The 25,547-nt window shown below is 45.5% G+C and carries 26 protein-coding genes; 11 read left to right on the top strand and 15 right to left on the bottom strand.

The genetic code is table 11. From position 1 onward, the window contains the following. Window positions 1–102: 102 nt before the first annotated feature. On the top strand, window positions 103–345 hold the full coding sequence (locus QUA43_RS07850) for a hypothetical protein (protein ID WP_333372511.1): 243 nt from the start codon (window positions 103–105) through the stop codon (window positions 343–345). A gap of 13 nt (window positions 346–358) precedes the next feature. Here QUA43_RS07850 and QUA43_RS07845 read toward each other — a convergent pair whose 3' ends face one another. Then, window positions 359–1,459: a saccharopine dehydrogenase NADP-binding domain-containing protein gene (locus tag QUA43_RS07845; protein ID WP_333372509.1), complete on the bottom strand. Its 1,101-nt coding sequence runs from the start codon at window positions 1,457–1,459 to the stop codon at window positions 359–361. A gap of 227 nt (window positions 1,460–1,686) precedes the next feature. Between QUA43_RS07845 and QUA43_RS07840 the strand changes: the two genes are divergently transcribed. Then, window positions 1,687–1,920, top strand: a complete 234-nt coding sequence (locus tag QUA43_RS07840) for a polymorphic toxin type 34 domain-containing protein (protein WP_333154868.1) — start codon at window positions 1,687–1,689, stop codon at window positions 1,918–1,920. A gap of 44 nt (window positions 1,921–1,964) precedes the next feature. Beyond that, window positions 1,965–2,762: a HEAT repeat domain-containing protein gene (locus QUA43_RS07835; RefSeq protein ID WP_333372507.1), complete on the top strand. Its 798-nt coding sequence runs from the start codon at window positions 1,965–1,967 to the stop codon at window positions 2,760–2,762. A 63-nt stretch (window positions 2,763–2,825) separates the two neighbouring features. On the opposite strand, the gene crtO is transcribed toward QUA43_RS07835, so the two are convergent. Continuing rightward, window positions 2,826–4,523, bottom strand: coding sequence for a beta-carotene ketolase CrtO (gene crtO / locus QUA43_RS07830; protein WP_333372505.1), 1,698 nt, complete (start codon window positions 4,521–4,523; stop codon window positions 2,826–2,828). A 554-nt stretch (window positions 4,524–5,077) separates the two neighbouring features. Then, window positions 5,078–6,178 (bottom strand): tetratricopeptide repeat protein, encoded by a 1,101-nt coding sequence (locus QUA43_RS07825; RefSeq protein ID WP_333372503.1) that lies wholly within the window; start codon window positions 6,176–6,178, stop codon window positions 5,078–5,080. A gap of 150 nt (window positions 6,179–6,328) precedes the next feature. Here QUA43_RS07825 and QUA43_RS07820 point away from each other — a divergent pair, with 150 nt between their 5' ends. Together QUA43_RS07820 and QUA43_RS07815 are read left to right on the top strand one after the other, a co-directional pair. Next, on the top strand, window positions 6,329–6,655 hold the full coding sequence (locus tag QUA43_RS07820; RefSeq protein WP_006634531.1) for a YbjQ family protein: 327 nt from the start codon (window positions 6,329–6,331) through the stop codon (window positions 6,653–6,655). Between the two features lie 269 nt (window positions 6,656–6,924). After that, entirely contained in the window at window positions 6,925–7,548 is a 624-nt protein-coding gene (locus QUA43_RS07815) for a hypothetical protein (protein ID WP_333372501.1), read from the top strand. 319 nt (window positions 7,549–7,867) lie between these two features. On the opposite strand, the gene metH is transcribed toward QUA43_RS07815, so the two are convergent. Further along, window positions 7,868–11,419, bottom strand: a complete 3,552-nt coding sequence (metH, locus tag QUA43_RS07810; protein ID WP_333372499.1) for a methionine synthase — start codon at window positions 11,417–11,419, stop codon at window positions 7,868–7,870. A 177-nt stretch (window positions 11,420–11,596) separates the two neighbouring features. Here metH and QUA43_RS07805 point away from each other — a divergent pair, with 177 nt between their 5' ends. Together QUA43_RS07805 and QUA43_RS07800 are read left to right on the top strand one after the other, a co-directional pair. Continuing rightward, complete coding sequence (locus tag QUA43_RS07805; RefSeq protein ID WP_333372497.1) at window positions 11,597–11,857, top strand: hypothetical protein; 261 nt, start codon at window positions 11,597–11,599, stop codon at window positions 11,855–11,857. Window positions 11,858–12,196: 339 nt separating this feature from the next. Continuing rightward, entirely contained in the window at window positions 12,197–12,820 is a 624-nt protein-coding gene (locus QUA43_RS07800; RefSeq protein WP_333372495.1) for a type I restriction endonuclease, read from the top strand. A gap of 67 nt (window positions 12,821–12,887) precedes the next feature. Here QUA43_RS07800 and QUA43_RS07795 read toward each other — a convergent pair whose 3' ends face one another. From QUA43_RS07795 to ispE, 4 genes are all read right to left on the bottom strand, one after another. Continuing rightward, the gene (locus QUA43_RS07795; RefSeq protein WP_333372493.1) at window positions 12,888–13,646 is read right to left on the bottom strand and encodes a hypothetical protein; all 759 of its coding nucleotides are present in this window, start codon (window positions 13,644–13,646) and stop codon (window positions 12,888–12,890) included. A gap of 298 nt (window positions 13,647–13,944) precedes the next feature. Continuing rightward, window positions 13,945–14,562, bottom strand: coding sequence for a DUF488 domain-containing protein (locus tag QUA43_RS07790; RefSeq protein WP_333372491.1), 618 nt, complete (start codon window positions 14,560–14,562; stop codon window positions 13,945–13,947). Window positions 14,563–14,636: 74 nt separating this feature from the next. After that, window positions 14,637–14,990: a DUF3082 domain-containing protein gene (locus QUA43_RS07785; RefSeq protein WP_333372490.1), complete on the bottom strand. Its 354-nt coding sequence runs from the start codon at window positions 14,988–14,990 to the stop codon at window positions 14,637–14,639. Window positions 14,991–15,173: 183 nt separating this feature from the next. Continuing rightward, window positions 15,174–16,151, bottom strand: a complete 978-nt coding sequence (gene ispE, locus QUA43_RS07780) for a 4-(cytidine 5'-diphospho)-2-C-methyl-D-erythritol kinase (protein WP_333372487.1) — start codon at window positions 16,149–16,151, stop codon at window positions 15,174–15,176. Window positions 16,152–16,241: 90 nt separating this feature from the next. Here ispE and QUA43_RS07775 point away from each other — a divergent pair, with 90 nt between their 5' ends. Further along, window positions 16,242–17,768 (top strand): ATP-binding protein, encoded by a 1,527-nt coding sequence (locus QUA43_RS07775; protein WP_333372485.1) that lies wholly within the window; start codon window positions 16,242–16,244, stop codon window positions 17,766–17,768. 126 nt (window positions 17,769–17,894) lie between these two features. Here the strand turns inward: QUA43_RS07775 and rsmA are convergent, their stop codons facing one another. Beyond that, a complete protein-coding gene (gene rsmA, locus QUA43_RS07770) occupies window positions 17,895–18,716 on the bottom strand; it encodes a 16S rRNA (adenine(1518)-N(6)/adenine(1519)-N(6))-dimethyltransferase RsmA (RefSeq protein ID WP_333372483.1) in 822 nt (273 codons plus the stop codon). Window positions 18,717–19,094: 378 nt separating this feature from the next. On the opposite strand from rsmA, the gene galK reads away from it, so the two are divergent. After that, entirely contained in the window at window positions 19,095–20,174 is a 1,080-nt protein-coding gene (galK, locus tag QUA43_RS07765; protein WP_333372481.1) for a galactokinase, read from the top strand. On the opposite strand, the gene QUA43_RS07760 is transcribed toward galK, so the two are convergent. From QUA43_RS07760 to QUA43_RS07745, 4 genes are all read right to left on the bottom strand, one after another. Continuing rightward, complete coding sequence (locus tag QUA43_RS07760; RefSeq protein WP_333372479.1) at window positions 20,164–20,538, bottom strand: signal peptidase I; 375 nt, start codon at window positions 20,536–20,538, stop codon at window positions 20,164–20,166. The genes galK and QUA43_RS07760 overlap by 11 nt on opposite strands. A 309-nt stretch (window positions 20,539–20,847) precedes the next feature. Beyond that, window positions 20,848–21,540 carry an SRPBCC family protein gene (locus tag QUA43_RS07755; protein WP_333372477.1) on the bottom strand — a complete coding sequence of 231 codons (693 nt, stop codon included), beginning with the start codon at window positions 21,538–21,540 and terminating at the stop codon, window positions 20,848–20,850. 18 nt (window positions 21,541–21,558) lie between these two features. Then, window positions 21,559–21,810: a hypothetical protein gene (locus QUA43_RS07750; RefSeq protein ID WP_333372475.1), complete on the bottom strand. Its 252-nt coding sequence runs from the start codon at window positions 21,808–21,810 to the stop codon at window positions 21,559–21,561. Then, window positions 21,807–22,046, bottom strand: coding sequence for a hypothetical protein (locus QUA43_RS07745; RefSeq protein WP_333372474.1), 240 nt, complete (start codon window positions 22,044–22,046; stop codon window positions 21,807–21,809). The genes QUA43_RS07750 and QUA43_RS07745 overlap by 4 nt, the downstream gene beginning before the upstream one ends. A gap of 580 nt (window positions 22,047–22,626) precedes the next feature. Between QUA43_RS07745 and QUA43_RS07740 the strand changes: the two genes are divergently transcribed. Next, window positions 22,627–23,226 (top strand): class I SAM-dependent methyltransferase, encoded by a 600-nt coding sequence (locus QUA43_RS07740; RefSeq protein WP_333372472.1) that lies wholly within the window; start codon window positions 22,627–22,629, stop codon window positions 23,224–23,226. 21 nt (window positions 23,227–23,247) lie between these two features. Continuing rightward, window positions 23,248–23,517 (top strand): hypothetical protein, encoded by a 270-nt coding sequence (locus QUA43_RS07735; RefSeq protein WP_333372423.1) that lies wholly within the window; start codon window positions 23,248–23,250, stop codon window positions 23,515–23,517. Window positions 23,518–23,627: 110 nt separating this feature from the next. Here the strand turns inward: QUA43_RS07735 and QUA43_RS07730 are convergent, their stop codons facing one another. Both QUA43_RS07730 and QUA43_RS07725 read right to left on the bottom strand, forming a co-directional pair. Further along, window positions 23,628–24,848: an ATP-binding protein gene (locus QUA43_RS07730; protein ID WP_333372422.1), complete on the bottom strand. Its 1,221-nt coding sequence runs from the start codon at window positions 24,846–24,848 to the stop codon at window positions 23,628–23,630. A 163-nt stretch (window positions 24,849–25,011) separates the two neighbouring features. Beyond that, a complete protein-coding gene (locus tag QUA43_RS07725) occupies window positions 25,012–25,251 on the bottom strand; it encodes a DUF2281 domain-containing protein (RefSeq protein ID WP_333372420.1) in 240 nt (79 codons plus the stop codon). Window positions 25,252–25,547 lie beyond the last annotated feature (296 nt).

The following is a 25,547-nucleotide window of genomic DNA, read 5'->3' as shown; positions in this document are numbered from 1 at the left end:
AATTATGGTGTTTGTCGCTCCTTAACTGCGATCGCACATTGACAACCTTGGTTCAAGCGCAATCTTTGTCGCAGCTACCGCATCTAGAGCGAGCCAAAAGGGATGTTTCCCGCGATATCCCACATCTTAAGCGCCTGCTTGTTACTATTACTTCTACCAAAAGATAGATTAGTTAGACAAGCGGAACTCATCTCCTATGAGGTGCGATCGCAATTCCTGCGAGGAACCCTATCTAGGGGTTTTCCCATCTATTACGAAGCCCCTGACTCTTCTCTTTCGGCGCGTCTTTCGCGTCTTCGCAGTTCGGGCAAAAATCCCATTCCCCAACATTTTAAAGTGCTATAAATAACCTAAGTAACTACAAAACAACCTGCTCTATGTCTAGGTTTCTGTTCTGCATGGCTCGTTCAAATAGCTCAGTAGAAAGAGCTTGCTCTACCGACCAAACGCCCGGTTTTGCCAGTTCTCCTTCTAACATTAATTGAGCGATGCTGCCAGTACCGATGCCAGTAGCGGCGGCAGCATTGGGGTGTACCGCTGTCGAGCAAACTTTAGCAGGTTTGCCGTTTTTGAGACCGGTCACTTGCGATCGCACTGCCACACCAACCCCACTAAAACTATTAGAAACACTGGTCATCCCGTAACTGACGTAGGAGAGAAATTCAATCACGGAGTTATTTTTGAGCCAGCTAGCGGGCCAATACTTGGCAACAAACCAAGTAAGGTGATTGTAAAGGTCGGGAGACGTACCGAATTTAGTCACAACTGATTTGACGGGGAAAGTTTCGGGCAAAGTGATTGCTTCGGGCATATCGAACCAGTAAACCCCTGTGTTGCCGTAGGGCGCGGGAAATTCAATTGTTTCGCGATCGCTGTAGGGTTTTACTTGCTGCCACTTGCGATCGGCCCAAACCTCAAAAGGAGTTTGCAAACCTAAAAAAGTGGTTCTCATGACGGTAACGCCAGCGCCACCCGAACCTCCGACAACATAACTCAAATGGATGTGTTCGGCTTCATCTAATTGTTCCACATCTCGACGCACCATGCTGTTAGACACACCGGGAAAAATGCCCGTGTTAATAATAGCAGTAATCCCAGCATTTTTAGCTGTTTCGCGCAATTCTAAAGCCCTGCGAGTAAAACTGCGGCTGTCACTGACATCAGTATAATTAACACCTGCTTCGATGCAAGTTTTCAGCACGCCGGCGTCTCGGTAGTGAAAAGGCCCCGCACAGTGAACGACAAGATTAGACTGTGAAACAGCTTTTTGCAGGGCTGCACTGTCCGCTAAATCAAAAGTTTGGTACTGCACCCGATCCGGCGGCAATCCCGGCCCAATAGAGGCTTCAGAGTTGCGTCCGGTAACGGTAATTTCTGCGTCGGTATGGGTAACAAGGTCTTGGGCAACACTGCTGCCAATTCGTCCTCGGCCGCCGACAATCAAAACTCGGTTTGCCATCGCTAAAAAAAGGGTAACACCATCTTTCAGTCTCTCAACTTTGGCGAAGCCTTTTCATCCGCATAAAGTATGAATTTGCGGTAATATTAGGGATAGAGGGCGAGATCCGGCAATCCGCAGGCGATCCCGGAGCGAGCAATTCTCCCAAACAACCATGCCCTACAGTCAGTTCACCAGCATTGCAAAAGTAATATATTTATTTATGATTAAAAAAATAAAGATAGGTTATGACATCAGAAGGCAACATTGGGGATACAGGCATCGTAGAAAAAGCTAACCAACTGATCCAAGGAGGTTTAGCTCCAGATATGGCTACAGCACTGAAAATTCTCGAATATCAAGCTATAGAAGAGCAGAATCAAAAAGAGAGGAGGAAAATTAGAAGGACTCAGAAAGCTTCTAAAACCCGACACAGCCGTCACAGCGGTAAACAAAAGAAAAAGAAGAAGCAAAGATTTTAGTTCACTAAAACCGCCAGAAACTAAATGGACAGGAAGGAATAAAAATGATGAATAATATCATAACTAAAACACTGCTAGATGATTGCGATTCGGATAACTACTCCCTGCAAACAAAAGCACTTCTTAAGCTTGTTGATGCAGAAGCTTATGAAGCTGTACCGAAGATAGTACAATTAATAAAGTCACCCAATTCATCGGTTCGAGCTGATGCAGCAGCGGCCTTGGGTTATCTGGGAAGTGAGGAAGTAGAAACGGTTGGGCCTGCGTTAATCACTTTGCTGGACGATGAAGAAGAACTGGTTAGGTCTGAAGCCGTGGAGGCCCTTGGAGATATTGATTATACTCCTGCGGTTGTACCGATAGAATATATTCTCAGAAATGACCCTTCAGCGCTAGTTCGCGCATCAGCAGCAGAAACTCTCGGGTATTTAGAAGAAGCATCAGCTATAGAAACTCTCGAGCTTTCACTGCTTGATACTAATGAAGATGAAGCAGTTCGATGCTATGCTGCTAACTCGATTGGGCTTTTAGGTACGCCGCAGCTATTGCCAAAACTTGAAAACTATCTAAACTCGGAACTTCCTTTATCAGTAAAAGCTGAATTGCTGGGAGCAAGATATTGGTTGGGTGCGAAAGAAGATATCGCGAAGCTAGTGGATTTGTTGGATAAGGCTGATGAAGATTTTGCTCAGCACATTTTGACTATTTTAACAGATTTGACGGAACGGGAGCCAACGCCAAATATTGCCAAAGATGTCCCTGATTTAGATAAAATATTGAGTGCGATCGCCCTTCGTTTTCCCCTAATGCGGCATCAAGCAGAAGAAATACTGGCACAATGAATAAATTAACACAAACAAACGCAGATGTGATTCATCTGCGTTAATCTGCGGTTGCTAAAAATCTTACTTCTCATTACTCCGAAAGACCGACTTAGCCGTCGCTTTCAGAGAATTAGCCGCATCTGCCAAAGTTTGGGCGAAAGGCTGCTGCGAGTGCATGAAAACGCGAGCGGTATTGCGTCCCGGCATCCCCGAAATCGAGCCGCCCGGATGCGTTCCCGCCCCCGTGAGAAACAAACCGTCGATCGGCGTTTTGTAATTCGCCAACTCCGGCAAAGGACGGAAAAATATCATCTGATCCAGCGTCATATCAACGTGATAATAATTCCCCTTCAAAGCCCCCAAACGCTCTCCCAATTCCGCCGGACTTTCCACGCGGCGGCCGATAATTGAATTCTTGATATTCGGTGCATATTCTGCTAATTTATCAATACAGCGATCGGCAACTTTGTTTTTCAACTCATCCGTCCAACCCGTACCGTGCTGGCCGGTTCCTTCAGCATTTTCGATCTGGTAAGGAGCAAAAAATTCAATCCAAGCTGTATGGTGTCCTGGGGGAGCCATTGACGGGTCTCGTACCGTCGGAAACACCACATACATCGACGGATCGGAGTCGGGAATTCTGCCGATTGAAGGCTCGCTGTGAGCAATTTCAACGTGTTTCACCGAGTCGGCAATCAACACAGAACCCATTAAATACTCGTCTCGATGGTTCCAGCGATCGAACTTGGGTACTTCATTAAGAGCTAAGTCTATTTTGAGAATAGTCTCGTTATTATTAACAATTTTGCGCTCCAATCTTTCCCGCAAATTCGGGTCAGCAGCATCGACATCGCTGTCATCCATTAAATGTAGAAACAAGCGCTTTGCATCAATATTAGAAATCACACCTTTTGTAGCGCGGTATTCTGTGCCACCTGCAACTCGAACTCCCACAGCGCGACCGTCATCAACTAATATTTTCTCGACGTGCTGGTCAGTAAGTACCACACCCGAGTAACTTTTCACTAAATTGAGCAGCGCTTGCACTAATGCACCCGTCCCTCCGCGCGGTCTGGCCATGCCGGGATTGTGCCGCATTGCCAGCATAATTGCGCCTACAGCAAGGGTTTTTTGCGAAGGAGGCGCGCCGAGTTCTGAAGCCAATCTTGCTAGAGGTGCTTTGATAAATTCCTCGTCAAACCACTCGTTGAGAATGTCCTCAGCGCTGTTGAGCATCGTGCGAATAAAGTCCAGCGTTTTGTCGGGAGAACCGATGACTGAAAATAAATCTTTGAGTTTGGCAATATCGTAGTTTCCGGCAATATCTATGATGGATTTTGGTGGCGCATTAAACATCGGAACCATTGCACCTAAAGCCCGCTGCCAAAAGTCTGTATATTCGGCATATTTTTTAGCATCGCGCTCGTTGTAGCGGGCAATTTCAGCACAAGTTTTTTCTACGGATTTGTGCGCTAAGAAATATTTGCCATCGGGATGCGGACAAAAGGCCACTGGATCGCAGAAAAGATATTCTAAACCGTATTTTTCCAGTTCTAATTCTTCTACAACTGGCCCTAAATGGATAAACTCGTGGTCGATCGCGCACAAATTGAATTTAAAATCGGGTAATTCGGGAATGGCAGCTTCGGTAGTTGCCGCGCCGCCGGGAACCGAACGTTTTTCTAACAAAAGGACGGTATATCCAGCTTTGAGGAGATAAGACGCACATACCAGTCCGTTGTGACCGGCGCCGATGATAATCACGTCATACGTTTGCATAGATGAAACTCTGGGGATAGGATATTTTGCTTATTTTACAAATGTTAACAAGTTGGCAGTCTCTATCAAGAGAAATAGATTTATTTTAAGGAAGCTGTTTTAGCATCTTACAAAAGATGGAGCTTTTACCAAATGCTGCTGTGCGATCGCCCTTATTTTATTTTGAATTTACAGAGCGAGCTTTTTTCTCAACTCGTGCCAAAATTATACTGCATTTAGCCACGTTTATCTGCGAAACATTAAAAAATTAAACAAAGGCAGAAGGCAGAAGGCAGAAGGCAGAAGGCAGAAGGAATAGGGAAGAAGGCAGAAGGCAGAAGGCAGAAGGCAGAAGGAATAGGGAAGAAGGCAGAAGGCAGAAGGAATAGGGAAGAAGGAATAGGGAAGAAGGAAGAAGGAATAGGGAATAGAAACAGTTTTGAGATCGCTTCCTTCCTCGCAACACTGCGATTGGAAGGAGTGAAGCCTTAAAAAAATTACTTACTCAACACTCAAAACTGCTAGCAAATTACCAATTGGTAATTGCCAATTACCAATTAGTACATTGAGAAATATTACTTCAGTTCCCGCAATGCTGCCTCAGATTTTTGTACACCCTCATTGTTGCCTTGCTGGCGGTAAGTGTCGAGGGCTTGTTGAAAAGCTTCAATTGCTTCGGATTTGCGATCGCGCGCTTTGAGTGCCGTACCCATATTGTAATAAGCTTCTGCGCGGTTTGGAGCGAGCCTTATCACTCGCTTAAAAGTGGCAATCGCTCCTAAAAAATCTTGTTTTTCCAGTTGAATTTCCCCGATTCCTGCGTGTGCTTCCACTAAATTTGGTCGCACCGCAATAGCCCGCTGATAAGCTATAAGCGCTCCGTCGAAGTCGTTTTGAGCCTGGAGAAGTTCGCCAATTTCTAGCTGCACTTCGGGATTGCGGGGCTCCAATTTGGCAGCTTCTTCAAAAGCTGCTAGCCCTTCGGAAGTATAGCCGGCACGCAGCAAGGCAGTGCCTAATTTTAACTGGACACCGGCTTGTTTGGGAGCGAGTTCGGCTGCTTGTTGGAGTACGGTGACAGCACTGGGAAAACTTCCCTGCTGGATCAATACTAAACCCATTGAAGAATAAGCTTGCCAACTTTTCGGATCGAGGGCGATCGCCTCTTGGTATGCTTTAAAAGAACCGCTGTAATCTTTTTGCTGAAAAAGTACCACTCCGAGACCGATCCGGGCATTGACATTTTTGCGATCGAGCACAGCGGCGCGGCGGTAAGCTGCGGCTGCTGCAGGATAGTTTTGTAAATTCGCCATAGCATATCCTAATGCGTATTGGAAGTCAGCATTATTCGGTTCCAGACCGATCGCTTGTTGGTAAAATTCCACTGAGGCTTGATAGTTGCCTTGACGCGCTTCTAAATAGCCAATACCAGAAAAAATGCGCGGATTTTCTGTATCTAAACGCGCCGCTTCCTGATAAATGGCGATCGCCCTACTGTAGTCTCCTAAATCTACAAACTCGCGCCCTTGTCGCAGCAGAGCATCTAAATTTGAATTATTTTGAGGGTTGACTTGAACCGATGTTTCTGCTGAGAGCGCTATCTGCGGCGCTGCGACAGCGAATCCTGCTACTAGCAACGTACTGAATACCAAGAGACTTTGTTTGTGCACGGCCATGTGTTTCAAAGAGTATGTGGAATGGAAGAGCGAGTTGCTGTCAGCTTGGCAAGCTGACAACTTATGATTTACCAGGAATTTTTGAGTGGCGAGATGTAGTAAATCTACAGAACAAGACCCACTCAAAATTTTCGCGATTGAGGCCAACTGATGATTGTAACAACAACTGATATCATCCAAGGAGCAGAAATTCAATCTTACCTGGGAATAGTAACTGCTGAGGTGGTCTACGGCACTAACGCCCTGCGAGATTTCTTCGCGGGCATTCGCGACATTATCGGCGGGCGCACCGGCAGTTACGAGGAAGTTTTTCTCAAAGGACAGCGAGATGCCCTCGCGGAACTGGAAAAACGGGCCCAGCGACTGGGCGCCAATGCCGTAATCGGGGTGGAAGTTGACACCGGCACGATTAATGTAGACTCAAACGGGGCTTTGCTGCTGATTACTGCCGTTGGAACGGCTGTAAGATTGCGTTAAGCTGTATTTTCTGTATACGTCCGCATTTCCTGTATACATCCGGGAACTTTTCCAACGGGATAAAATAGTTATCACTCATCAGTCATCAGTCATCAGTCATTAGCTAATAGCGGGTGGCTGGGGGCGGATGACTTTTTCGTTTCTTTCTTCAGACATAGATACTGGTTATTTCCCCAGGCAGATATAGTTTCTATCAATCTCAGCCACAATCAATGCTTAAGTGAAAGATTGTTAAAAATTAAAGCAACTCTAAGAGGAAAAAAAAACCTATGTCATACGTAAATAGACCTGTAGATAACGTTGGTACTGAACCCGTGGTCGTAAATTCAGTGATGGAATACCACGATCGAGTACGTTGGGGCCCGATTTTTTCTGGTTTGGTAATTGCGATCGGCACACAACTGGTGTTAAGTGCATTGGGTGCTGCGATCGGGTTGAGCAGCATAGCTGGTTCAGGAGCTCCGCGCACTATTTCAGGGGACGTGGGTACCGGCGTCGGAATTTGGTCAATTATCAGTTTGTTAATTAGCTTAGCCGTTGGCGGTTGGGTAACTGCTCGCGCTTGCGGCCCGATGAACCGCAACACAGCGCTTTTAAATGGAGCAATTTTGTGGGCAACGACCTTAACAATTGGCTCTTGGCTGTTAGCAAATGGCGTGGCCGGTACTTTTGGCGTCATAGCTGCCAATGCGGGAGAAGCAATTAATCAAGCGCAGCAGGGCGGGGTGAATTTGCCGAACCAAGCGCCTAACGTAACTGCTCAGGATACTCGCAATATCGCTGGTAATGCCGCGAAAGCTGGTTGGTCGTTTTTGTTCGGCTCGCTATTGGGTTTAGTTGCTGCGATGGTAGGAGCATCTGCCGGCGCCCGCACTCCCCGCAATTACTCATAAAAGTTTCGTTAGACACGGAAAGTTCATATTCAGGAAAGCACTTTTGTTAAGGTGCTTTTTTGTTGGTTTAATTCGTGAAATCTCGCCTTTAGCTAAGTCTAGATCCCCCTAAATCCCCCTTAAGAAGGGGGACTTTGAGAAGACTCTTGTCCCCCCCTTCTTAAGGGGGGCTAGGGGGGATCTGAGCTTAATACTCAAACAGCAGTCTGTGATTGGGTTTGACGTTAAGTTATCACGAATCGGCAGAGCCTGGCAACGAGTATAACGAGTACAAGAACGAGAAAAACGAGAGAAAAAAGTGTGAGGCGCACCCTATAAATTAAGCGCTGAAGTATTTGGCTGCTGGGTGATAGGTGATAATTGCGGTTGTTGATTGTTCGGGATAAAGTTGTTCGCTTTCATCCATATACAGGTTGATACGATCGCACTTTAACAATTCCAGTTGCTTGTACTGATCCGCCATGTTCGGACAAGCGGGATAGCCGAAACTGTACCGCGAACCGCGATATCTTTGCGCTAGCATATCGCGAATGTTGTCCGGTTCCTCGCTACCAAATCCCAATTCCCGGCGAATTCGCGCGTGAGTCCACTCTGCGATTGCTTCCGCTGTCTGTACCGCTAATCCGTGAAAGTAGAGATAGTCGGTATATTGATTATTAGCAAATAGCTTTTGCGCGTACTCTGTAGCAATTTCTCCCACTGTCGCTACTTGCATCGGAAATACATCGATTTTACCCGATTCTTTGGGCGCGAAGAAGTCGGCAATGCACAGCCGTCGCGCCGATTTTTGCCGGGGAAATGTCAATGTTGCAGCGGGTGTCGATACATCTTGCCCGCCATCCATGATTTCTGGGTGGTACAAATGCAAAGAATTGCCTTCAGCTTGACAAGGAAAATACCCGTAAATTGCTTGCGGATGCAGTAATTTTTCACTGATGATTTTGTGTTTCCACTCTTCCAATATGGGATAAACTTTCTCAGCTAAGAAAGCATCGTATTCTTCCCGCGATTGGTCTTTTGGCTTGCGGAACTGCCACTGACCGGCAACTAAAGCTTGCAAATCTAAGTGCCAGAAAATCTCCTCAAAGGGGATGTCTTCTCCCTGCAACAGTTTCGTACCCCAGAAAGGAGGAATCGGGCGATCGATATCTGCTGAAACTGCCTCGGATCGCCTGGTATCTATCACCACAGGAGTGTCTGCTTTCTTCGCATCTTCTACAGAAGTTTCTGGCGGCGCTTTAGCTTCTTTAACCGCCCCATTCTCATGCCCTATTTCATCTAAAAACCCTTGCAAGTCTTCCCATTTACCAGCAGATTTGGCTGGCATGAGTTTGTCCATAAAGTGCAAGTCGGAAAACGCATCTTTGCCGTAAACAACTTTACCTTTGTAAGTATTTTGGCAGTCTTCATGTACAAACTTAGGAGTCAAAGCCGCACCGCCCAAAATTACCGGAACAGTGATTCCTTTCTGGTTGAACACTTCCAGATTCTCTTTCATGAACGCGGTGGATTTTACCAGCAAGCCACTCATCGCGATACAGTCGGCTTTGTGCTTTTCGTAGGCTTCGATGATATTGTCAACAGGCTGTTTAATACCCAAGTTAATCACTCGGTAGCCGTTGTTTGATAAAATAATATCAACTAAGTTTTTGCCGATATCGTGAACGTCGCCTTTGACTGTAGCAATGATGAATGTTCCTTTGGCGTTGTCCCCCGATTCGGACTTTTCCATGTGCGGTTCTAAATAGGCAACTGCCGCTTTCATTGTTTCTGCTGACTGCAAAACAAATGGCAGTTGCATTTGTCCCGAACCGAACAATTCTCCGACTACTTTCATCCCGTCTAGCAAGAAGGTATTGATAATGTGGAGGGGCGGATAGGTTTCTAAGGCTTTGGCGAGTTGGATGTCGAGTCCAATGCGTTCGCCGTCGATGATGTGCTGCTTGAGGCGTTCTTCGACCGGGAGGCTTGCGTCTTCTGTACGATCGCGCTTTGTGGTTTTGCCCGCAAACACCGTTGTCAGGTCGCCCAAGGGGTCGTAAACGCAAATTTCGCCGTCAAACTCCCGTTCGTCGTAAATCAGTTTACGGCAGATTTCTTGGTGTTTGGGGTCGATTTTGGCCAGGGGCAAAATCTTATTGGCGCTGACAATTGCCGAGTCCATCCCCGCCTGCATTGCTTCGTGCAAAAACATGGAATTCAAAACTTGCCGCGCCGCCGGATTCAAGCCGAAGGAAATGTTAGAAACTCCTAAAATTACGTGACAACCGGGCAATTCTTGGCGAATGCGGCGGATGGATTCAATGGTAGCTTTGCCGTTTTTTCTGTCTTCTTCAATCCCGGTGGAAATGGGCAATGCTAGGGTGTCAAAAAAGATTTCCTGGGCGGGAATTCCGTAGGCTACGGCGGCGTTATAGGCGCGCTGGGCGATCGCAAATTTTTGGTCAGCAGTTCTCGCCATCCCGTCTTCGTCAATTGTACCAATAACTATGCCCGCGCCGTATTTTTTTGCCAACTCCAAAACTTGATAAAAACGCGGTTCTCCGTCTTCATAGTTAGTGGAATTCAGCAAACATTTGCCGCCCGCAACTTTTAAGCCGGCTTCCATTTTTTCCCATTCGGTGGAATCCAGCATTAAAGGGAGAGTGGCATTAGTCACCACGCGGGAAACTAATTCTTTCATGTCTCGCACGCCGTCGCGGCCGACATAATCAACGTTGACATCAAGAATGTGCGCGCCTTCTCGCACTTGTTCCCTAGCCATTGCTACTAAACCGTCCCAGTCTTCGGCGTTTAGTAAATCGCGGCATTTTTTGGAACCGCTGGCGTTGAGTCTTTCGCCGACAATTAAGAAGGAATTCTCTTGTTCGTAGGGTTGGGCGGTGTAAATTGAAGCGGCGGAAGGTTCCCAAGTAATTTCGCGGATTTTGGGTTTAAGAGTTTTGCCAATTTCTGATAGTTCGCGGATGTGATCGTAGCGGGTGCCGCAGCAACCACCGATGACTTGCACGCCTAAGTCTTCGACAAAGCGCATTAAGGCCATTTTTAATTCTATTGGCGTGAGTTTGTAGTGCGCGTGGCCGCCGATGTTTTCGGGTAAACCGGCGTTGGGAACGCAGGAAACGACGAAGGGCGAATGTTCGGAAAGGTATTTGACGTGTTCGGCCATGCGATCGGGCCCGGTGGCACAATTTAATCCTAAGATATCTATGGGATAGGGCTGCAAAATAGCTAGGGCGGCGCTGATGTCGGAACCGACTAACATTGTGCCGGTGGCTTCCATTGTGACTGATACCATTAACGGAATTCGCGCACCTTTTTTCTTAAATACTTCTTCAATGGCATTTAATGCTGATTTAATTTGCAGCACATCTTGACAAGTTTCGACAATAAATAAGTCAACGCCGCCGTCATAAAGTCCTTCTGCTTGTTCGGCAAAAGCGGCGGTGAGAGTGTCGAAATCGATGTGTCCTAATGTGGGCAATTTGGTGCCTGGCCCGATCGATCCTGCGACAAATCTCGGTTTTTCTGGCGTGTCAAATTCGGCGGCGATACCCTTGGCAAGTTCGGCGGCAGTTTTGTTGAGATAATATGCTTTGTCTGCTAAATCGTATTCGGCGAGTACGATGGAAGCGGCGCCGAAGGTGTCTGTTTCGATGACATCGGCCCCTGCTTCGAGGAATCCCCGGTGCACGTTGGCGACGGCTTCGGGTTTGGTGTGGACGAGATATTCGTTGCAACCTTCGTATTCTTTGCCGCCAAAGTCTTCTGCGGTGAGGTTTTGGACTTGCAGGTTGGTTCCCATTGCGCCGTCGAAGACGATGACGGGGCGCGAGGGGTGGTGGAGGCGATCGAGGAATTTGCTATTCATAAGCGGTCAAAAAAACGCCGGTGCTATATATTTACAATTTTATCTATTGTGCAATATTGTCAACAATTATGTGACTCTTGCCAAACGACTAATTACTGAAGGATTTAATGCTGCTGACAATAGTTCGTAGGCGCAAGCCGAGGCGTAGCCATCGTACCTGTAATTTTACCGATCGCCTTGGATTCTTGTCAAAATTCTGTTGTGGGTGAGGCTGCGGCGGGAAAACCGGCGATTTGCGAGGGATTTTTTCGCTTAACTGCTGACGAATTTTGCGAAAAGGCGATCGCCACAATTAAACGAGTGATGTTCAAGGGCGATCGAATTCTCTTACAGCAAGACGGGGAAGATATGGCCGCGATAATTTTGGAAGCAGAGTTTCACAAGCTAGATTATCTGATGGCAGAACTCAAACCGTCACAATTGGTGCCTGAAGAATAATATTTTTATGAATATGAAGGAGGAATTCACTGCATTTAGCTGGACCAACTTTTCGATCACTTTGATAAGATCAAAGCTGATGTACAGGAATTTGATAAATTATTTTGCTTGTTACCCACCGAAGAAATGGGAGAGGATGTTGATATTTTTCTGCCTGTAGCTATCCTCATGTCGGTATATAGATTCTGGATACCGGAATACTTAATGGCTGAGAAAAATTTGGGGGCAAATGCTAGGATAATAGTATTTTACATTGTTGGCTCGCAAAACCAAAAGAGAAAAATCGCAAGATGAACGTGCAAATTGATATAATTAAATAAAAAGCAAGGACATAAAATTATGGTGGAAACAATTCAAGCCCAAAATATAATCCTCTATGACCTAGAAGCAAAGTTTGGTTTACAGCGGATAGACGACGATCAATTTTTCCGGGAATGGCAAGATGATTTACCGGAACTAACAGACTCGGAAAAGCAAGCACTAGATGAAGTAACAGCCGATTATATGCACTTGTCCAAGTATCCCATACTTGAGCCAGTTGTTAAATTGGTTGTGCTTGCTCCCCTATTAAGACTAGCAGGTTTTTATCGCGCTCCTTTTTACTTGAGTGCTGAAAAAGAGGTGATAATTGAATCTGAAGATGAGGGAACAATTGTCAGAGGACGGCTTGATTTACTGGTATTTACCCCAGATTTTTGGGTATTGGTAATTGAGGCAAAGAAGGCACAATACTCGCTAGAAGCAGGAATTCCGCAAGCTTTAGCATATATGCTGGGAAATCCTCATCCTGAAAAGCCTGCTTTGGGATTTGTCACAAATGGGATTGATTTTATTTTCCTGAAAGTGACAAATCAAGGAACACCTAAGTATGCTGAGTCCTATTCTTTCACGCTGCGGAGCGAGGATGGGTTGTACACTGTCCTGAAGGTGTTAAAGCGCTTCGCTCAATTATTCAGGGAATAGGTTTTTGTGTTGCAAAAAGTATGTAAGGGCGCTCTTATTGATTAAAAGCGCTTTTCTAACTAAAGCATTAAGATTTCTTTCTCATTTTTCTGTTGGAAGGTCTTTTAGGCAGTCGCTTAATTTCACTTTCTCCTCCTTGGACTTCTACTTTTTTTACATTTTCTTCTACTTCTTCTATAATTTCTAAATCACCAATTTCAACCTCGCCCCCGCTGATTTCTTCCTCTTCCTCAGCCTCCTCGGAATTCTGTTGATTTGCGATTAACTGCACGGCTAACCCAGGATTTTGAATCGGCCATTGTCCGATTTCTTGACTAATTGCAGCTTCTCCAATCCCATTCTCAATTTCCGCTGCCACTAAATCTTCCTCGAAAGCAGGAAAATCATTAAGTTCTTGACTAATTTCAGTTTCTCTGATTTCCTTGTCTACTAGCTGCATTGATAACTGCTGCTTTTCCCTTGACAATTGCTCAACCTTAGTTCCAAGCATTCTAATCTGTTCGTTGAGAACGCGAATTTCTCGGTTTTGCTGCTGAATCATTTCTTCGGCATCAGCAAGAGTTCGATTTCTCTCTAATATCACCTCATTTTTAGTTTCTAATTCCAAAGCGTTCATAGCCGCTTTAATTACATTATAAAAATGTGGCTTAGATACATCAACTTGTTTAGCATTATGGCGACTTTTTCCCAAAAGTCCTATCTTTTCTCCTTGCTTAACAGCCAAAACAAAACCTTGATGATTTTTTATTTTTAATTCTTTGACAAAATCTACTTGAACTAAACTGCAAATATATTTGTGACAGTCAAAATAAAATTCTGCTTTCATCAAAAAGCACCCCTTTCTGCTACAGTCCCGCAGAATTATAGCATGAACAAGGTTAAAACTAGAACAAAATTTCTAAAAATTAGGGTGGGTACAGAGGTGAGTACCCTAATTTATAAATGTATGCGATGTCAAGAGTTGTTCAGGACTTATGCGAAAAATAGTTTGACGCGCTACTCATAGCAGTAAGGGGCGCATTTAGCCCATACAAAATTAGGTTTTCCGGGCAGGAATCTAAATATTTTGGCTTAGCAAAATTAGCCAACAGCGACATATTTGATAAATTAATTAATTAATTGCTTTATTTGCTGACATAAGCAATTTCCCATCCGTGACGATAATAAGCTGTTTCTAAATCAACCCTTTCAGTTTTAACATCAGGTTCTAATTCAAACAAGCTTAATTGAATTGGTTTATCAGTTTTGGGGCTTTTGTTAAATTTGCTCAAAAGTCTTGCTTCTAAATGCTGGTGTGATTCTAAATTGCCATCTGACAGAATGTGATTAATTTGTAAATTAAATTCTTTCAGTTGGTGGCACACTAAAATAGTGCGGTGACAAGTAATCGGGTCTTTTTCCGCACACATTAAACAGATTTTATAATTGGCTGCGCCTTTGAGCAAGCGCTGCATTCCTGCGGAAAATAGAGGAGTTGCTGCTATGCGATCGTATAAAGCTTTACCGCTAGTATCGTAACAGCTTAAATCTTCGGGTCTCGCGCCCAACTCTTTGCCTAAAAAAACATATTGAATGCCGACACTTGACAGATAAGCTGTAATTTCGGATTTATTAAAATGAGGTAAATAGCGGCTAAAAGGATGCGATCGCACGTCCGCAACCGCCGTAATTCCGTGTTGTTGCAGCAGCAAAACAAACGCTTCAATACTCAGATTGGAGTGTCCGATCGTAAATAATTCCATTGCTTCGATTTTACTATGCAGTCCGCCTGCGCGAAGGAGAGTTTTTGCAGCCCGATGGTTTCAACCTGTAGACTTCAACCTGTGGGTTTTTTCACCAACTTTTGAATCACAAGTTGCAAAGCCAGCAGCATCAAACCCAAAGATGCAAAAGCAAAAACACCCGCACCCAAAGCCACAATCCCCATGACTAAAGTTCGCACAGCCGCGCCAATATTAATCGCAGTCACATTGTCAGAATGAATGGGCGAATTGGCAAAAGTTTCGACGATCGACAAAGTTAGCGCGTACAAAGCCGCCGCAAACCCGCCCGCGATCAGCGAACCCATCACGCACCGCAAAATCGTCGGCGGCGTGGAAGATGCAGAGGTTGCATCTCCAGCCGAGCTCAGAGGTTTAGAAGTAGAATTTGGATTAGTTAAATCAGTCATGGCGATTTTAGATTTTAGATTTTAGATTTTAGATTTCTGGTTAATTCACCAAAACTAAAATCGGTATTGCATGACATATTATCAGTTCTTCGATCTCAATAGACTCTGCGAAAAGTTAGATTCATCTTGACCCTCGCCTGTTAGACACGTTTAACGGGCGATGGCGATCGCACCCTCTTCGAGTTACACCCTCGAAATCGGCGGTTTCGTCTCGTTTCCCTCCGAAAAAATCTGAATCCCAGTATTGCTAAACTGTGCTACCCAAAAATCCAAATCGGGAGAAGCGATCGCACTTTTAACCCGTTCCAAAACCTGCTGAGCCTGCTCTGAAGACTCCGCCAGCGCAAACACCGTCGGCCCGGAACCCGACATCATCGTTCCCAAAGCCCCCGCCGACTCAAAAGCCTCCCGCAACTGCAACACCTGCGGGTACACAGGCAAAGCAACTTTTTCTAAATCGTTGTGCAGCAATTGACCAATTTTCGATCGATCTTTTTGGGCGATCGCCCCCACCATCGGGCCCGAATGCAGCCGTTGCCGGCGGCACTCCAAATCCTCCGCTGCACAATAGGAACTACTGAACTGCTGGCGATAAGTTTGATACGCCCATGCAGTAGAAATACTGAGATTGCGGTACTTGGCCAACACCACAAAAAAGCCGCCCAAATCAGGCAGCGGCGACAGTTGATCCCCGCGACCGGTTGCCAAAGCCGTACCTCCAGCAATGCAAAAAGGCACATCCGAACCCAACGTTCCCCCCAACTCTTGCAACTCCGACTGAGTAAGTCCCAATTGCCACAGCAGATCCATCCCGACTAAAACCGCAGCCGCATTGGCCGAACCGCCGGCGAGCCCCGCCGCCACTGGAATCTGCTTGTGAATAGCAATCTCGACTCCGCCGTATTTCGCCAAAGCATCGGGGAATTGCTTCGCCAACAAATCCGCCGCCCGGTAGGCCAGGTTATTCTTATCAGGAGGGACTTGCGGGTGATCGCAGCGCACGCGAATCGTGTCCGTACCGATCGCGCGCAAGTCAATTCGATCGGCTAAATCTATGCTTTGAAGTACCATCGCCAGTTCGTGATATCCGTCGGGGCGATCGCCTATGATTTCCAGATACAGATTGATTTTTGCTGAAGCTAGCAGAGAATATGAACGCATAGGTGATTAAGCCGCAGGTGAAAGAAACCCCTGGTTGAAATTAATTGACACCAGTCAGAGTCCATTTTCTCACAACTCAAAGGAAATATTATGCAGGAAATGTGGAAAAGTTTTTTTACTTCCGGGCCATTTATTCCTCACGGCCACTGCTATCTCTGGCATACCCCGTTAGTCTGGCTTCACCTTACCTCAGATTCTATCATTGCACTCGCGTATTTTTCGATCCCAATTACATTGGTTTATTTTATTTCCAAACGCGAAGATTTGCCCTTTAATTGGATCTTTGCCCTGTTTGGAGCCTTTATCGTCGCCTGTGGCATCACTCACATATTTGAAATCTGGACACTTTGGCATCCTACCTATTGGCTTTCAGGAACAATGAAAGCAATTACTGCCCTTATTTCATTTGCTACAGCCATACTTTTGGTAGACTTAATGCCTCAAGCCCTAGCACTTCCCAGTCCCGCACAGTTAGAATCTGCCAACCGACTCCTAGAAGCTGAAATTGTCGAGCGCCAATTAGCCGAAGCTGCACTAAAAAAAGCTAAAGAAGAATTAGAAATTCGAGTTGAGGAACGCACCGCAGAGTTAAAGTCTCAAACTCAACATTTAGAATTGGCAAACCGACTCCTAGCATCGGAAATTGTCGAGCGCCAATTAGCCGAAGCTGCACTAAAAAAAGCTAAAGAAGAATTAGAAATTCGAGTTGAAGAACGCACCGCAGAGTTAAAGTCTCAAACTCAACAGCTCGAACAAGCCTTGTCTGAATTGAAGCAGGCTCAATCCAAGCTAATTCATAGCGAAAAAATGTCATCTTTGGGGCAATTGGTCGCTGGGGTTGCTCATGAAATCAACAATCCGATTAACTTTATTTACGCGAATGTTACTCACGCTCGCGAGTATGCCGATACTTTGCTAGAATTGCTGAATATCTATCAAGAGCAGTATCCGAATCCCCTACCCACACTTAAAGAAAAACTCCAGTCTGTAGATTTAGATTTTATTATCTCTGATCTACCAAAAATATTAATTTCTATGAAAAACGGCGCCGAGCGTATTCTCGGTATTGTCAAGTCGCTGCGAATTTTTGCTCGCCATGACGAAGCAGAAATGAAATTAGCCGATATTCATGAAGGAATTGACAGTACACTGATGATTTTGCAAAGCCGATTGAATGCTAAGCCCGGTTTGGCGAATATTCAAGTGATCAAAGAATATGGCAATTTACCCCGAATAGAGTGCTACCCCGGACAGCTAAATCAAGTGTTTATGAATATCCTGGCTAATGCTATTGATGCTTTAGAAGAGGACAGTCACAGCGAGGGGATTGCAGCCCATGAAGCTAATTGTCCCCTCATCAAAATTTCTACCAAACTTTCAGACAGTGAAGTGGTAGAAATCCGAATTAGCAACAACGGGCCAGAAATAACCGAATCGGTGAGGAACCAGTTATTTAATCCATTTTTTACCACTAAACCAGTAGGTAAAGGCACGGGATTAGGTTTATCTATTGGCTATCAAATTATCACAGTAAGACATAAAGGCGAATTGCAGTGTATTTCTGCACCGGGGAAAGGTGCAGAATTTATTATTAAAATTCCCATGAGGCTGCAATAAACCTTTAAGAATCCCCATAAAACCTCAATTCAACTGTTAGTAGTCACAGCGAAAACTCCTGATTAAAGAAAATACCCAGATAGCCGAATAATTTAAGAATTCTGGTATCTAACACCATCCTGAAATTCAAACATCGCACATAATATTATTACTCAAAGTTACCCATTGATCCACGCTTAAATCTTCAGCGCGAGATTGAGGATTTATCTGTAACTCTTCTAGCAATTGAACAAGTTTATCTAAGTCCACAGCCCCTTTCAAATTATTTCGCAGCATCTTGCGCTTGCTACCAAATCCCAACTTGACTAAATTCTCCAAATAGCGCGGATTAACCGCCGGAGTTTCTATCTGTCTGGGAAGCAGCCGCACCACGGCAGAATCGACTTTTGGCGGCGGAAAAAAGTCTTTAGACGGCACATCGCAAATTAACTCGCATTCTGCTAAATACTGCACCCGCACCGACAAAGCGCCAAAAGCTGTCGAACCCGGTTTAGCGTAAAGCCTTTGGGCCACTTCTTTCTGCACTAACAGCACGATCGAATCGAAGGGTTTAGCAGCAGGAACAGATATCGTTCCCAGCAGTTTTTGCAGGATCGGGCCGGTGATATTATAGGGAATATTGGCAACAACTTTATTGGGATTTTGGAATTTGGGAAAGGCCGTTAGTTCAGCCTCTAAGTCCATTTCCAGGATGTCGCCTTGCAGCAGTAAAAAATTGTCGGTTTTGCCGAGTTGTTTGGCTAGCTTGAGACACAAATCTCGATCGATCTCCACAGCAACAACAGACTCAGCCGCAGGCAGCAAACGCCGAGTCAGAATCCCCGTACCCGGCCCGATTTCCAGGACGCGATCGCGATCCAAAGAAGCCGCTTTCACAATCTTATCTAAGGCTTTCTCGCTTTTGAGCCAATGTTGAGCAAACTGTTTTCGGGGTCTGGTCGATCGCATTTTTTGAATTGTGGGAGAAATCTTAGCCTGTCATTCTATCACAGCTCAATATCTTTTCCCAACCTACGGTGATGTTTATTTTTGTTAACAGGGGTTGAACTAACCAAAAAAATTGGGCACTATAATAAGGACAAACGATAAAAAATAAATTTATTTCTTCCCAATTACCAACAGCACGACACGGAAGTCACGGATACACAGATAGCTGTTTTTCCAAATAACCAATAACAAATATAGCATTCCTTGCAGGAGTCGTAAATTTTTTACCCCACCCCAACCCTCCCCTTATCAAGGGGAGGGAGTAAGAAATTTACAAATGATTTAGGATTGCTATAACCAATAACAAATAACCAAGAACCAATTACCACTTCCCCAAAAATGAAATTCCAACGAGTATTTGGTACATTACCCAAAACCACAGCCAGCGCGCCCGGAAGAGTAAACCTACTGGGCGAACACACAGACTATAACGATGGATTTGTACTTCCAACAGCGATTCCCCAGCGCACCACAGTACAAATCGGCTTCAGCAGCGACGATCGCCACCATGTTTATTCAGCAGAATATGACGAACTCATAAATTTTTCAGACGACGATACCATACCGCAAAAATTTGTCACTTATATCTGTGGCTGCCTCAGACTTTTAGAAAAAGAAGGATACAAAATACCGCCAATAAATCTCTACATTACCTCGACTGTGCCGATCGGAGCCGGTTTGTCCAGCAGCGCCGCTTTAGAAATAGCCACCCTCAGAGGAGTGCGCGCGCTGCTGAACCTCCCCATAGACGACGTGCGCCTAGCTCAAATCGGACAGCAAGTCGAAATCCGATATGCCGGCGTGAACTGCGGCATCATGGATCAAATGGCATCGAGTTTAGCAGACACCAACACCATGCTATTTATCGACACCCGCAGCCTCGAATGTCGCCCGATACCTTTTCCCACCAACACAGAAATTTTAATAATTGACAGTGGCGAAAGCCATCAACTGGCAGCAGGAAGCGGCTACAACCAGCGACGCGCCGAGTGTGAGGAATCCGCGCGGATATTGGGAGTTAAAGCTCTTAGGGATATCACCGATCCCCAAGCTGTCGAAGTATTGCCGGAACCCCTCAGAAAGCGAGCGCGGCACGTCGTTACCGAAAACAACCGCGTACTCGCAGCGGTAAAATCTGTGCCAGCAAAACGTTTTGGCGAGTTAATGAATGCTTCCCATGCCAGTCAGCGCGACGACTACGAAGTTTCGGTGCCGGCAGTAGACACGCTGGCGGCCATCTTGCAGTCAATTCCGGGAGTCTTCGGCGCAAGGCTGACGGGCGGAGGTTTTGGCGGTGCTTGCGTAGCCTTGGTGGAGAGTGGGAAAGCGGTTGTTATTGCATCAGAGGCGATCGATCGCTACCAGCGCGCGGGTTATAGCGGTCGCGTTTTGGTTCCCGAAGTTAAAGTTAATTCTTAACTCCAGAACTATCTCCCGACAGGGAAGGCCACCGCACAGTCACGATTACCGAATCCTCCTCGGCAGACCAATAATGAGGCACTCCCGGCAGCCAGAGAGCATAATCTCCTTCGCGAGACAGCAAGATTTCTTGCTCGGGAAATTGCAGGCGAAACCGCCCTTTTACCAGGATAGAAAGCGTCGTGGCTGTCGCATTTACCGCCCACTGAGTCCTACAATCTCCGGCGGGGTGAGTGCCCCATTTTACTTCTAAAACAGAAGTCGATCGCGCGTCGTCGCCCGGCGTCATAAAGTGACCCGCAAACCAACCGCCCCGACTTGCACCTTCAGCACCCGCATTTCCGAAAACCACTTGAGATGACATCAGTTAATCAGGTAAACAACAAAGATGCTTAAATCTGACATCTTGCACCATTTTCAATAAGCTTTTTATGGGCGGGCAGGATGCCCACCCCACAATAAATTCACTCTTTGTGGAACAGGCATCTTGCCTGTTCTGAGAATAGTGCAAGATGTCAGATATAACTAACATCTTGCACCCTTTTCAATAAGCTTTTGATGGGCGGGCAGGATGCCCACCCCACAATAAATTCACTCTTTGTGGAACAGGCATCTTGCCTGTTTTGAGAATGGTGAAAGATGTGAGTTAGATCCGGGGACACCATCTAACTTATTACTTGCGGCCCGAAGATTGACCTTCCGTAGTCGCTATTTCCCCAGTTTCCATCAACTGCTTAAAGCGACGTAAATCATCTGCAATTTGCTGTTCGGGAGCTTCGCCAAATAGTTTAGCAGCGCCAGCAGCAATTGCACCGCCCGGAGGATTGTATTCGATGACAACTTTTACCTCAGTACCCCGTCCTGCTGGTGCCGGTTGAAAGCGCACAAAACCCGAATTGTCAACATCAGCCCCTTCCACAGACGCCCAAGCAATTAAGCGATTTTCTTCTTCGCGGACAATCTCTGCATCCCATTCTACACTGTTGCCGATCGGCGCGCTGGCAATCCAGTGAGAACGTGTTTCATCTATTACCGTAACGTGTTTGAGATGCTTCATAAACCGAGGCAAGTTTTCAAAATTGCGCCATAAACGGTACAATTCATCAGCCGGTTTGTCGATCGTCACTGTCTTTTCAACTTTAATGCTTTGATTCGGATCTGCGGCCGACTGCAAACCCTCCACAACCCCCAGACCACGGGCTGCTAAACCGCCACCCGCAACCGCCAGCAAAGCACCTCGCAAAGAACGCTGCGACAAACCAAAAAGCACCAGCGCCCCGCCACCAATTAAAGATGCCCAGCGTTCGGTATCGCCGGTGTTAGTTTGGTTTTGTTTGTCGGAATTTGTCATTGAAGTAGATTCCATTGGTTTAAACCTGGTAAATTAATAGCGAAAAATAGCAGCTAAAGGTGCCTCCTCTGGCACCTGTTCCGGCGGCATCGCGTAAACAGTTCCGCCGTTGAGAATAGTTTGAATTGCTGCCGCATTCAACAAATCTTCGTCGCCCAATTCTGCATCGGGGTGGACTTGCACCGCGTTTGTATCGGGAATAAAACTACCCCACTGCTGAACGCCAAGAGCAACAAATAGTCGATCGACCCGTCCCAAATAAGCAGCCGAAACAGCTTGTTTCAAATCAGCAGAAATTTTATCGCTGCTTCTGATCGGACTGGCTGTAGCAATTCCACCGCTTCTTTCTTATCAAATCCGTACTCTACTATTTTGTCTTCAGCCTCTCTGATTAAATTTTTGAACCGAATCGGATTTTGTTGAGTTTCTGTTCCTTGAGCGACTGGCATATAAATTGATACGCACAATCCCGGAGATTGTTGTACCAGTGCTTTGAGTTCCTCTGCAGATATTAAGTTCACCGCTGAAACTCTTTTTCTAATAAGGGGTTGTGTAATGAAACAACCGATTCTTTAAAATGTATCTCCCTGACCTTGTTCCTGCGTCTGCCTAAAGTAATGATCGCCTGCTGTAGAGCCTTTCATCCCCGAACAAAAACGCGGTTTCCAGCCGCTGTTCCAATCGAAGCCCCTAATCCTTACGCCTCCAAGCAAATAGACCCTTTCTGCCTGCAACTCCAAAACCTTGCCTGTCTCGATTTGCCCGACAAGACACGATCGCACTTATCTTTTCGGCTTTGCATAATTTTGGGATAAATCTTGTGGGGTGGGCCGAAGAGCCCGCCAGAAAAATAAGCGCTTTTAGCTTTGATAAAATTCAAAATCATCCCGCCAATATGCAACGCCGGTTTTTAGAAGCCACTAAACCTTAGCGATGAACTCGATCTCGATAAGCTGCGGAGGCAAAGCCAAGCGCGGAGTCACAAGGATGGTGCTGGCAACCTCATTGAGAGCATTAGGGGCATTAGGATAGACTGCGTGTGGCGTGGACAAAGTTTTTAATTTCGCTGAAAATCTCGATCGACAGTTATGAGGTGACTCTATGGAGCCAAATGATACATCGGCCCGCTACGACCGAATTGCCCAATGGTGGCAAACTCAGCATCAAGATTCAACCTACGGGATTGCCCAATTAGAACGGGCGATCGAATTTACTTCTAAGCAGCACGCAGCACTTGATGTCGGGTGTGGAAGCAGCGGGCGTTTTATCAACAGCTTATCCAAGCATGGATTTCAGCCGGAAGGACTTGATATTTCTAGCGAAATGATCAATTTAGCCCAGCAGCTACATCCAGAAATCACGTTTTACCGGGAAGACATTTGTGATTGGCTGCCGCCGAAACTTTACAGCCTGATTGCAGCGTGGGATAGCACGTTTCATCTGCCAATCAACAAGCAAGCGCCTGTGATACAAAAGCTATGCGATGCGCTTGAACCTAATGGAGTGCTCCTGTTCACTTGTGGCGGCGGACATACAAGCAGCGAGGTTTCGGGAGCATTTCAAGGTCAAGACTTTGATTACAGCACTTTGGGTGTAGATACTTTCCTGCAAATTCTGGTTGAGCATCATTGCACCTGCCGCCATCTCGAATATGACCAGTATCCGCAAAATCATGTTTATATCATTGCCCAAAAGATCTAATCTATAATTCGCACCATTAAAGTGTGGGATGTCGCAACTGGTGGCTGTATTAGGACGTTGATGGGCGATCGACTGTATGAAGGAAGCTATGAATATTCAAGGGGCAACTGGATTGACGATCGCTCAAAAAGCGACCTTGAAAGCGTTAGGGGCATTACCATAATCATCAATACCAATCTGCGATCGGCGCTTGACAGCAGCGCTTCGCGAGTGCAAGTCCATTTCTTGGGGGGAGACATTGGCAAGATTTTGAGCAACCTGTCATTGACCTTTGAAGAAGTAGATCCGTGAATTTGTGCGGAGGCAAGTAGCCTCGAACCCTCACCAAAAACCTTGATTCCGTCCGTACCAACGCAGTATTGGGCTGCTGGCAAGGGGAGGAAATGAATAGACCACTCCGGTTAACAGTTAGTTAAGTAAGTAGCCAATTCCTCAGAAATCACGAAACGAAGTGTATTGTTGTAAGTGATTTCATAAATTAGTGCATGATTTTCTAAAATTCTTAGTTTACTCCTCAGCCAAGAATGATCTTCAAAAAAATACTCAAGAATTAAGTTGTTTTTGTCTCCGTTGTAAACTGCACCTTTGGGCATAATAATGAACTCACGGGCAACTGGATACTCCCGTAAATCTTTTTTCATCTCTGCTAAAAGTTCAGGAATCAGATTCTCGATATCTGTAAATATACTTTCCGATGGTTTAGATAACACAAAACTTGGTTTAGCTGCATTTTCGCGGGAAATAGTGAGTTTCAAAAGAACTTCGTTGATTGATTCAAGTGCTTTTACCATTTTTGCAGGGTTATCGTTTCCAATGGTAATTGGTGAAACAGACCCAGAAACTTCAATTTTGGTTTTATAAGGATAAAAGTTTCCGGCTAGATCGTAATACTCTACTTCAAGATACACGTCTTTTCCAAAACGCTCTTCTGCTTGGTAATAAGTTGATACATCAAAAAAGAATGGATTATTGCGATCGATAACCGAGATATGGAGAGGAAACAGACTGTCGCAATGTCTTATCATCTGGGGCAGAGGTGAAATGTTAATCTTAACATCAACTGCTGGAGCGTCTGTAAGTCCAATAATTCCAAGTTGGATAGTTTGCTCTTGCTCTGGTTTGAGCCTAAATAAATGCGTCAATCGCGGTTTAAAGAAATATCTTTTAGCCCAAATTGCATCAATAATGAAATGTCCGGCTGCAACTGTATGAGCACCTGCTCGAATGTAATAGCGGTGATCAGCCATGTGTGGTCCAGCATAACTTTCATGAATGGCAACGAGCAAAACGGCTGAATCTGGCTGAATAACACCCCGTCCCATCGGGTCTGATATTAGTTTGATGTCATATTTAGGAACTGGTTGCACTTGATGGACAATCTGATCAACCCAATCACGTAAATCTTGGTTCTTAATCTTTAAGGAGTAGCCATTGTCAGCATTGCCATTATCATCAACACCAACAACGAAATATCCACCTCCAGCATTGGCAAAGCCTGATACTGCACACCTTAGTTTCTTCTTGAGGTCATCGGGTGGAGTGCGACTTGATTTGAATTCAAAACGATCGTCTTCTACACTTGGGAGCTGTGTAAGGTCAAAAGTTTCAAGGTTAATCTTCATAAGCCTTAAGAGATATTAACAACCTCAAACTAGCACTTAACAAATGCTATTGAGGAAACGTGGCACCTAATACCAATACACAAACTGCGAACTACTACTATCCTCAGCGATAATTCAAGCAGCCCAACAAGATGTGGGTATCCAAAACGTACATCTAAAGCCTCTATTGTAGGATGTCTTGCCCCGAATTAGCACGAATGTCCTCCAAGGTAGGAAAGCCCTCTGCCCAACTTGCAGCTAAGGAATAAACCAGTTCTGCCCAAGGCACTGGAGCGACTTTACTGCTGGGTTGATTGCCATTTAGATATTTAGCTCGAATAGATTCAGCAAAAGTGAGAATCTCTCTGGCTTGGTCTTGAGGAAAAGATGTGACGAGTTCGTAAATCGGCTCGGCGATAGCCATACAGAGTGCCAGATAGAGTATACACCTGAAGGGATGCAAACTCAATTATATGAAACAAGAGCCTGTCTTGCCCCGCTACAACATAGTCCTAACTCAGCCATTAACTTGCGGATCTTGAGTGGTAAAATTTGGTAAGATTTTGCAAACTGAGTTCATGCCGCAACAGGTTACGCCATAAGCCATTTAGAAAAAATAGACGTTTCGCTTTTAATAAGGAAGCACATTTAATTGGTAGAACTCAAGGCTTTCTGATTCTTGACTCCATTCTGCAACTCCTCATTCACCCATAACCCAAA

The sequence above is a fragment of the Microcoleus sp. N9_B4 genome, assembly GCF_036701635.1.
GTDB lineage: Bacteria > Cyanobacteriota > Cyanobacteriia > Cyanobacteriales > Microcoleaceae > Microcoleus.
Note: the sequence above shows the minus strand (reverse complement) of the source record. Positions and strands in the feature narration are given on the sequence as shown.

Coding starts and splice junctions, on each gene's coding strand:
- QUA43_RS07850 (WP_333372511.1), top strand. CDS start 103: ATGTTTCCCGCGATATCCCACATCTTAAGCGCCTGCTTGTTACTATTA.
- QUA43_RS07845 (WP_333372509.1), bottom strand. CDS start 1,459: ATGGCAAACCGAGTTTTGATTGTCGGCGGCCGAGGACGAATTGGCAGC.
- QUA43_RS07840 (WP_333154868.1), top strand. CDS start 1,687: ATGACATCAGAAGGCAACATTGGGGATACAGGCATCGTAGAAAAAGCT.
- QUA43_RS07835 (WP_333372507.1), top strand. CDS start 1,965: ATGATGAATAATATCATAACTAAAACACTGCTAGATGATTGCGATTCG.
- crtO (WP_333372505.1), bottom strand. CDS start 4,523: ATGCAAACGTATGACGTGATTATCATCGGCGCCGGTCACAACGGACTG.
- QUA43_RS07825 (WP_333372503.1), bottom strand. CDS start 6,178: ATGGCCGTGCACAAACAAAGTCTCTTGGTATTCAGTACGTTGCTAGTA.
- QUA43_RS07820 (WP_006634531.1), top strand. CDS start 6,329: ATGATTGTAACAACAACTGATATCATCCAAGGAGCAGAAATTCAATCT.
- QUA43_RS07815 (WP_333372501.1), top strand. CDS start 6,925: ATGTCATACGTAAATAGACCTGTAGATAACGTTGGTACTGAACCCGTG.
- metH (WP_333372499.1), bottom strand. CDS start 11,419: ATGAATAGCAAATTCCTCGATCGCCTCCACCACCCCTCGCGCCCCGTC.
- QUA43_RS07800 (WP_333372495.1), top strand. CDS start 12,197: ATGGTGGAAACAATTCAAGCCCAAAATATAATCCTCTATGACCTAGAA.
- QUA43_RS07795 (WP_333372493.1), bottom strand. CDS start 13,646: ATGAAAGCAGAATTTTATTTTGACTGTCACAAATATATTTGCAGTTTA.
- QUA43_RS07790 (WP_333372491.1), bottom strand. CDS start 14,562: ATGGAATTATTTACGATCGGACACTCCAATCTGAGTATTGAAGCGTTT.
- QUA43_RS07785 (WP_333372490.1), bottom strand. CDS start 14,990: ATGACTGATTTAACTAATCCAAATTCTACTTCTAAACCTCTGAGCTCG.
- ispE (WP_333372487.1), bottom strand. CDS start 16,151: ATGCGTTCATATTCTCTGCTAGCTTCAGCAAAAATCAATCTGTATCTG.
- QUA43_RS07775 (WP_333372485.1), top strand. CDS start 16,242: ATGCAGGAAATGTGGAAAAGTTTTTTTACTTCCGGGCCATTTATTCCT.
- rsmA (WP_333372483.1), bottom strand. CDS start 18,716: ATGCGATCGACCAGACCCCGAAAACAGTTTGCTCAACATTGGCTCAAA.
- galK (WP_333372481.1), top strand. CDS start 19,095: ATGAAATTCCAACGAGTATTTGGTACATTACCCAAAACCACAGCCAGC.
- QUA43_RS07760 (WP_333372479.1), bottom strand. CDS start 20,538: ATGTCATCTCAAGTGGTTTTCGGAAATGCGGGTGCTGAAGGTGCAAGT.
- QUA43_RS07755 (WP_333372477.1), bottom strand. CDS start 21,540: ATGGAATCTACTTCAATGACAAATTCCGACAAACAAAACCAAACTAAC.
- QUA43_RS07740 (WP_333372472.1), top strand. CDS start 22,627: ATGGAGCCAAATGATACATCGGCCCGCTACGACCGAATTGCCCAATGG.
- QUA43_RS07730 (WP_333372422.1), bottom strand. CDS start 24,848: ATGAAGATTAACCTTGAAACTTTTGACCTTACACAGCTCCCAAGTGTA.
- QUA43_RS07725 (WP_333372420.1), bottom strand. CDS start 25,251: ATGGCTATCGCCGAGCCGATTTACGAACTCGTCACATCTTTTCCTCAA.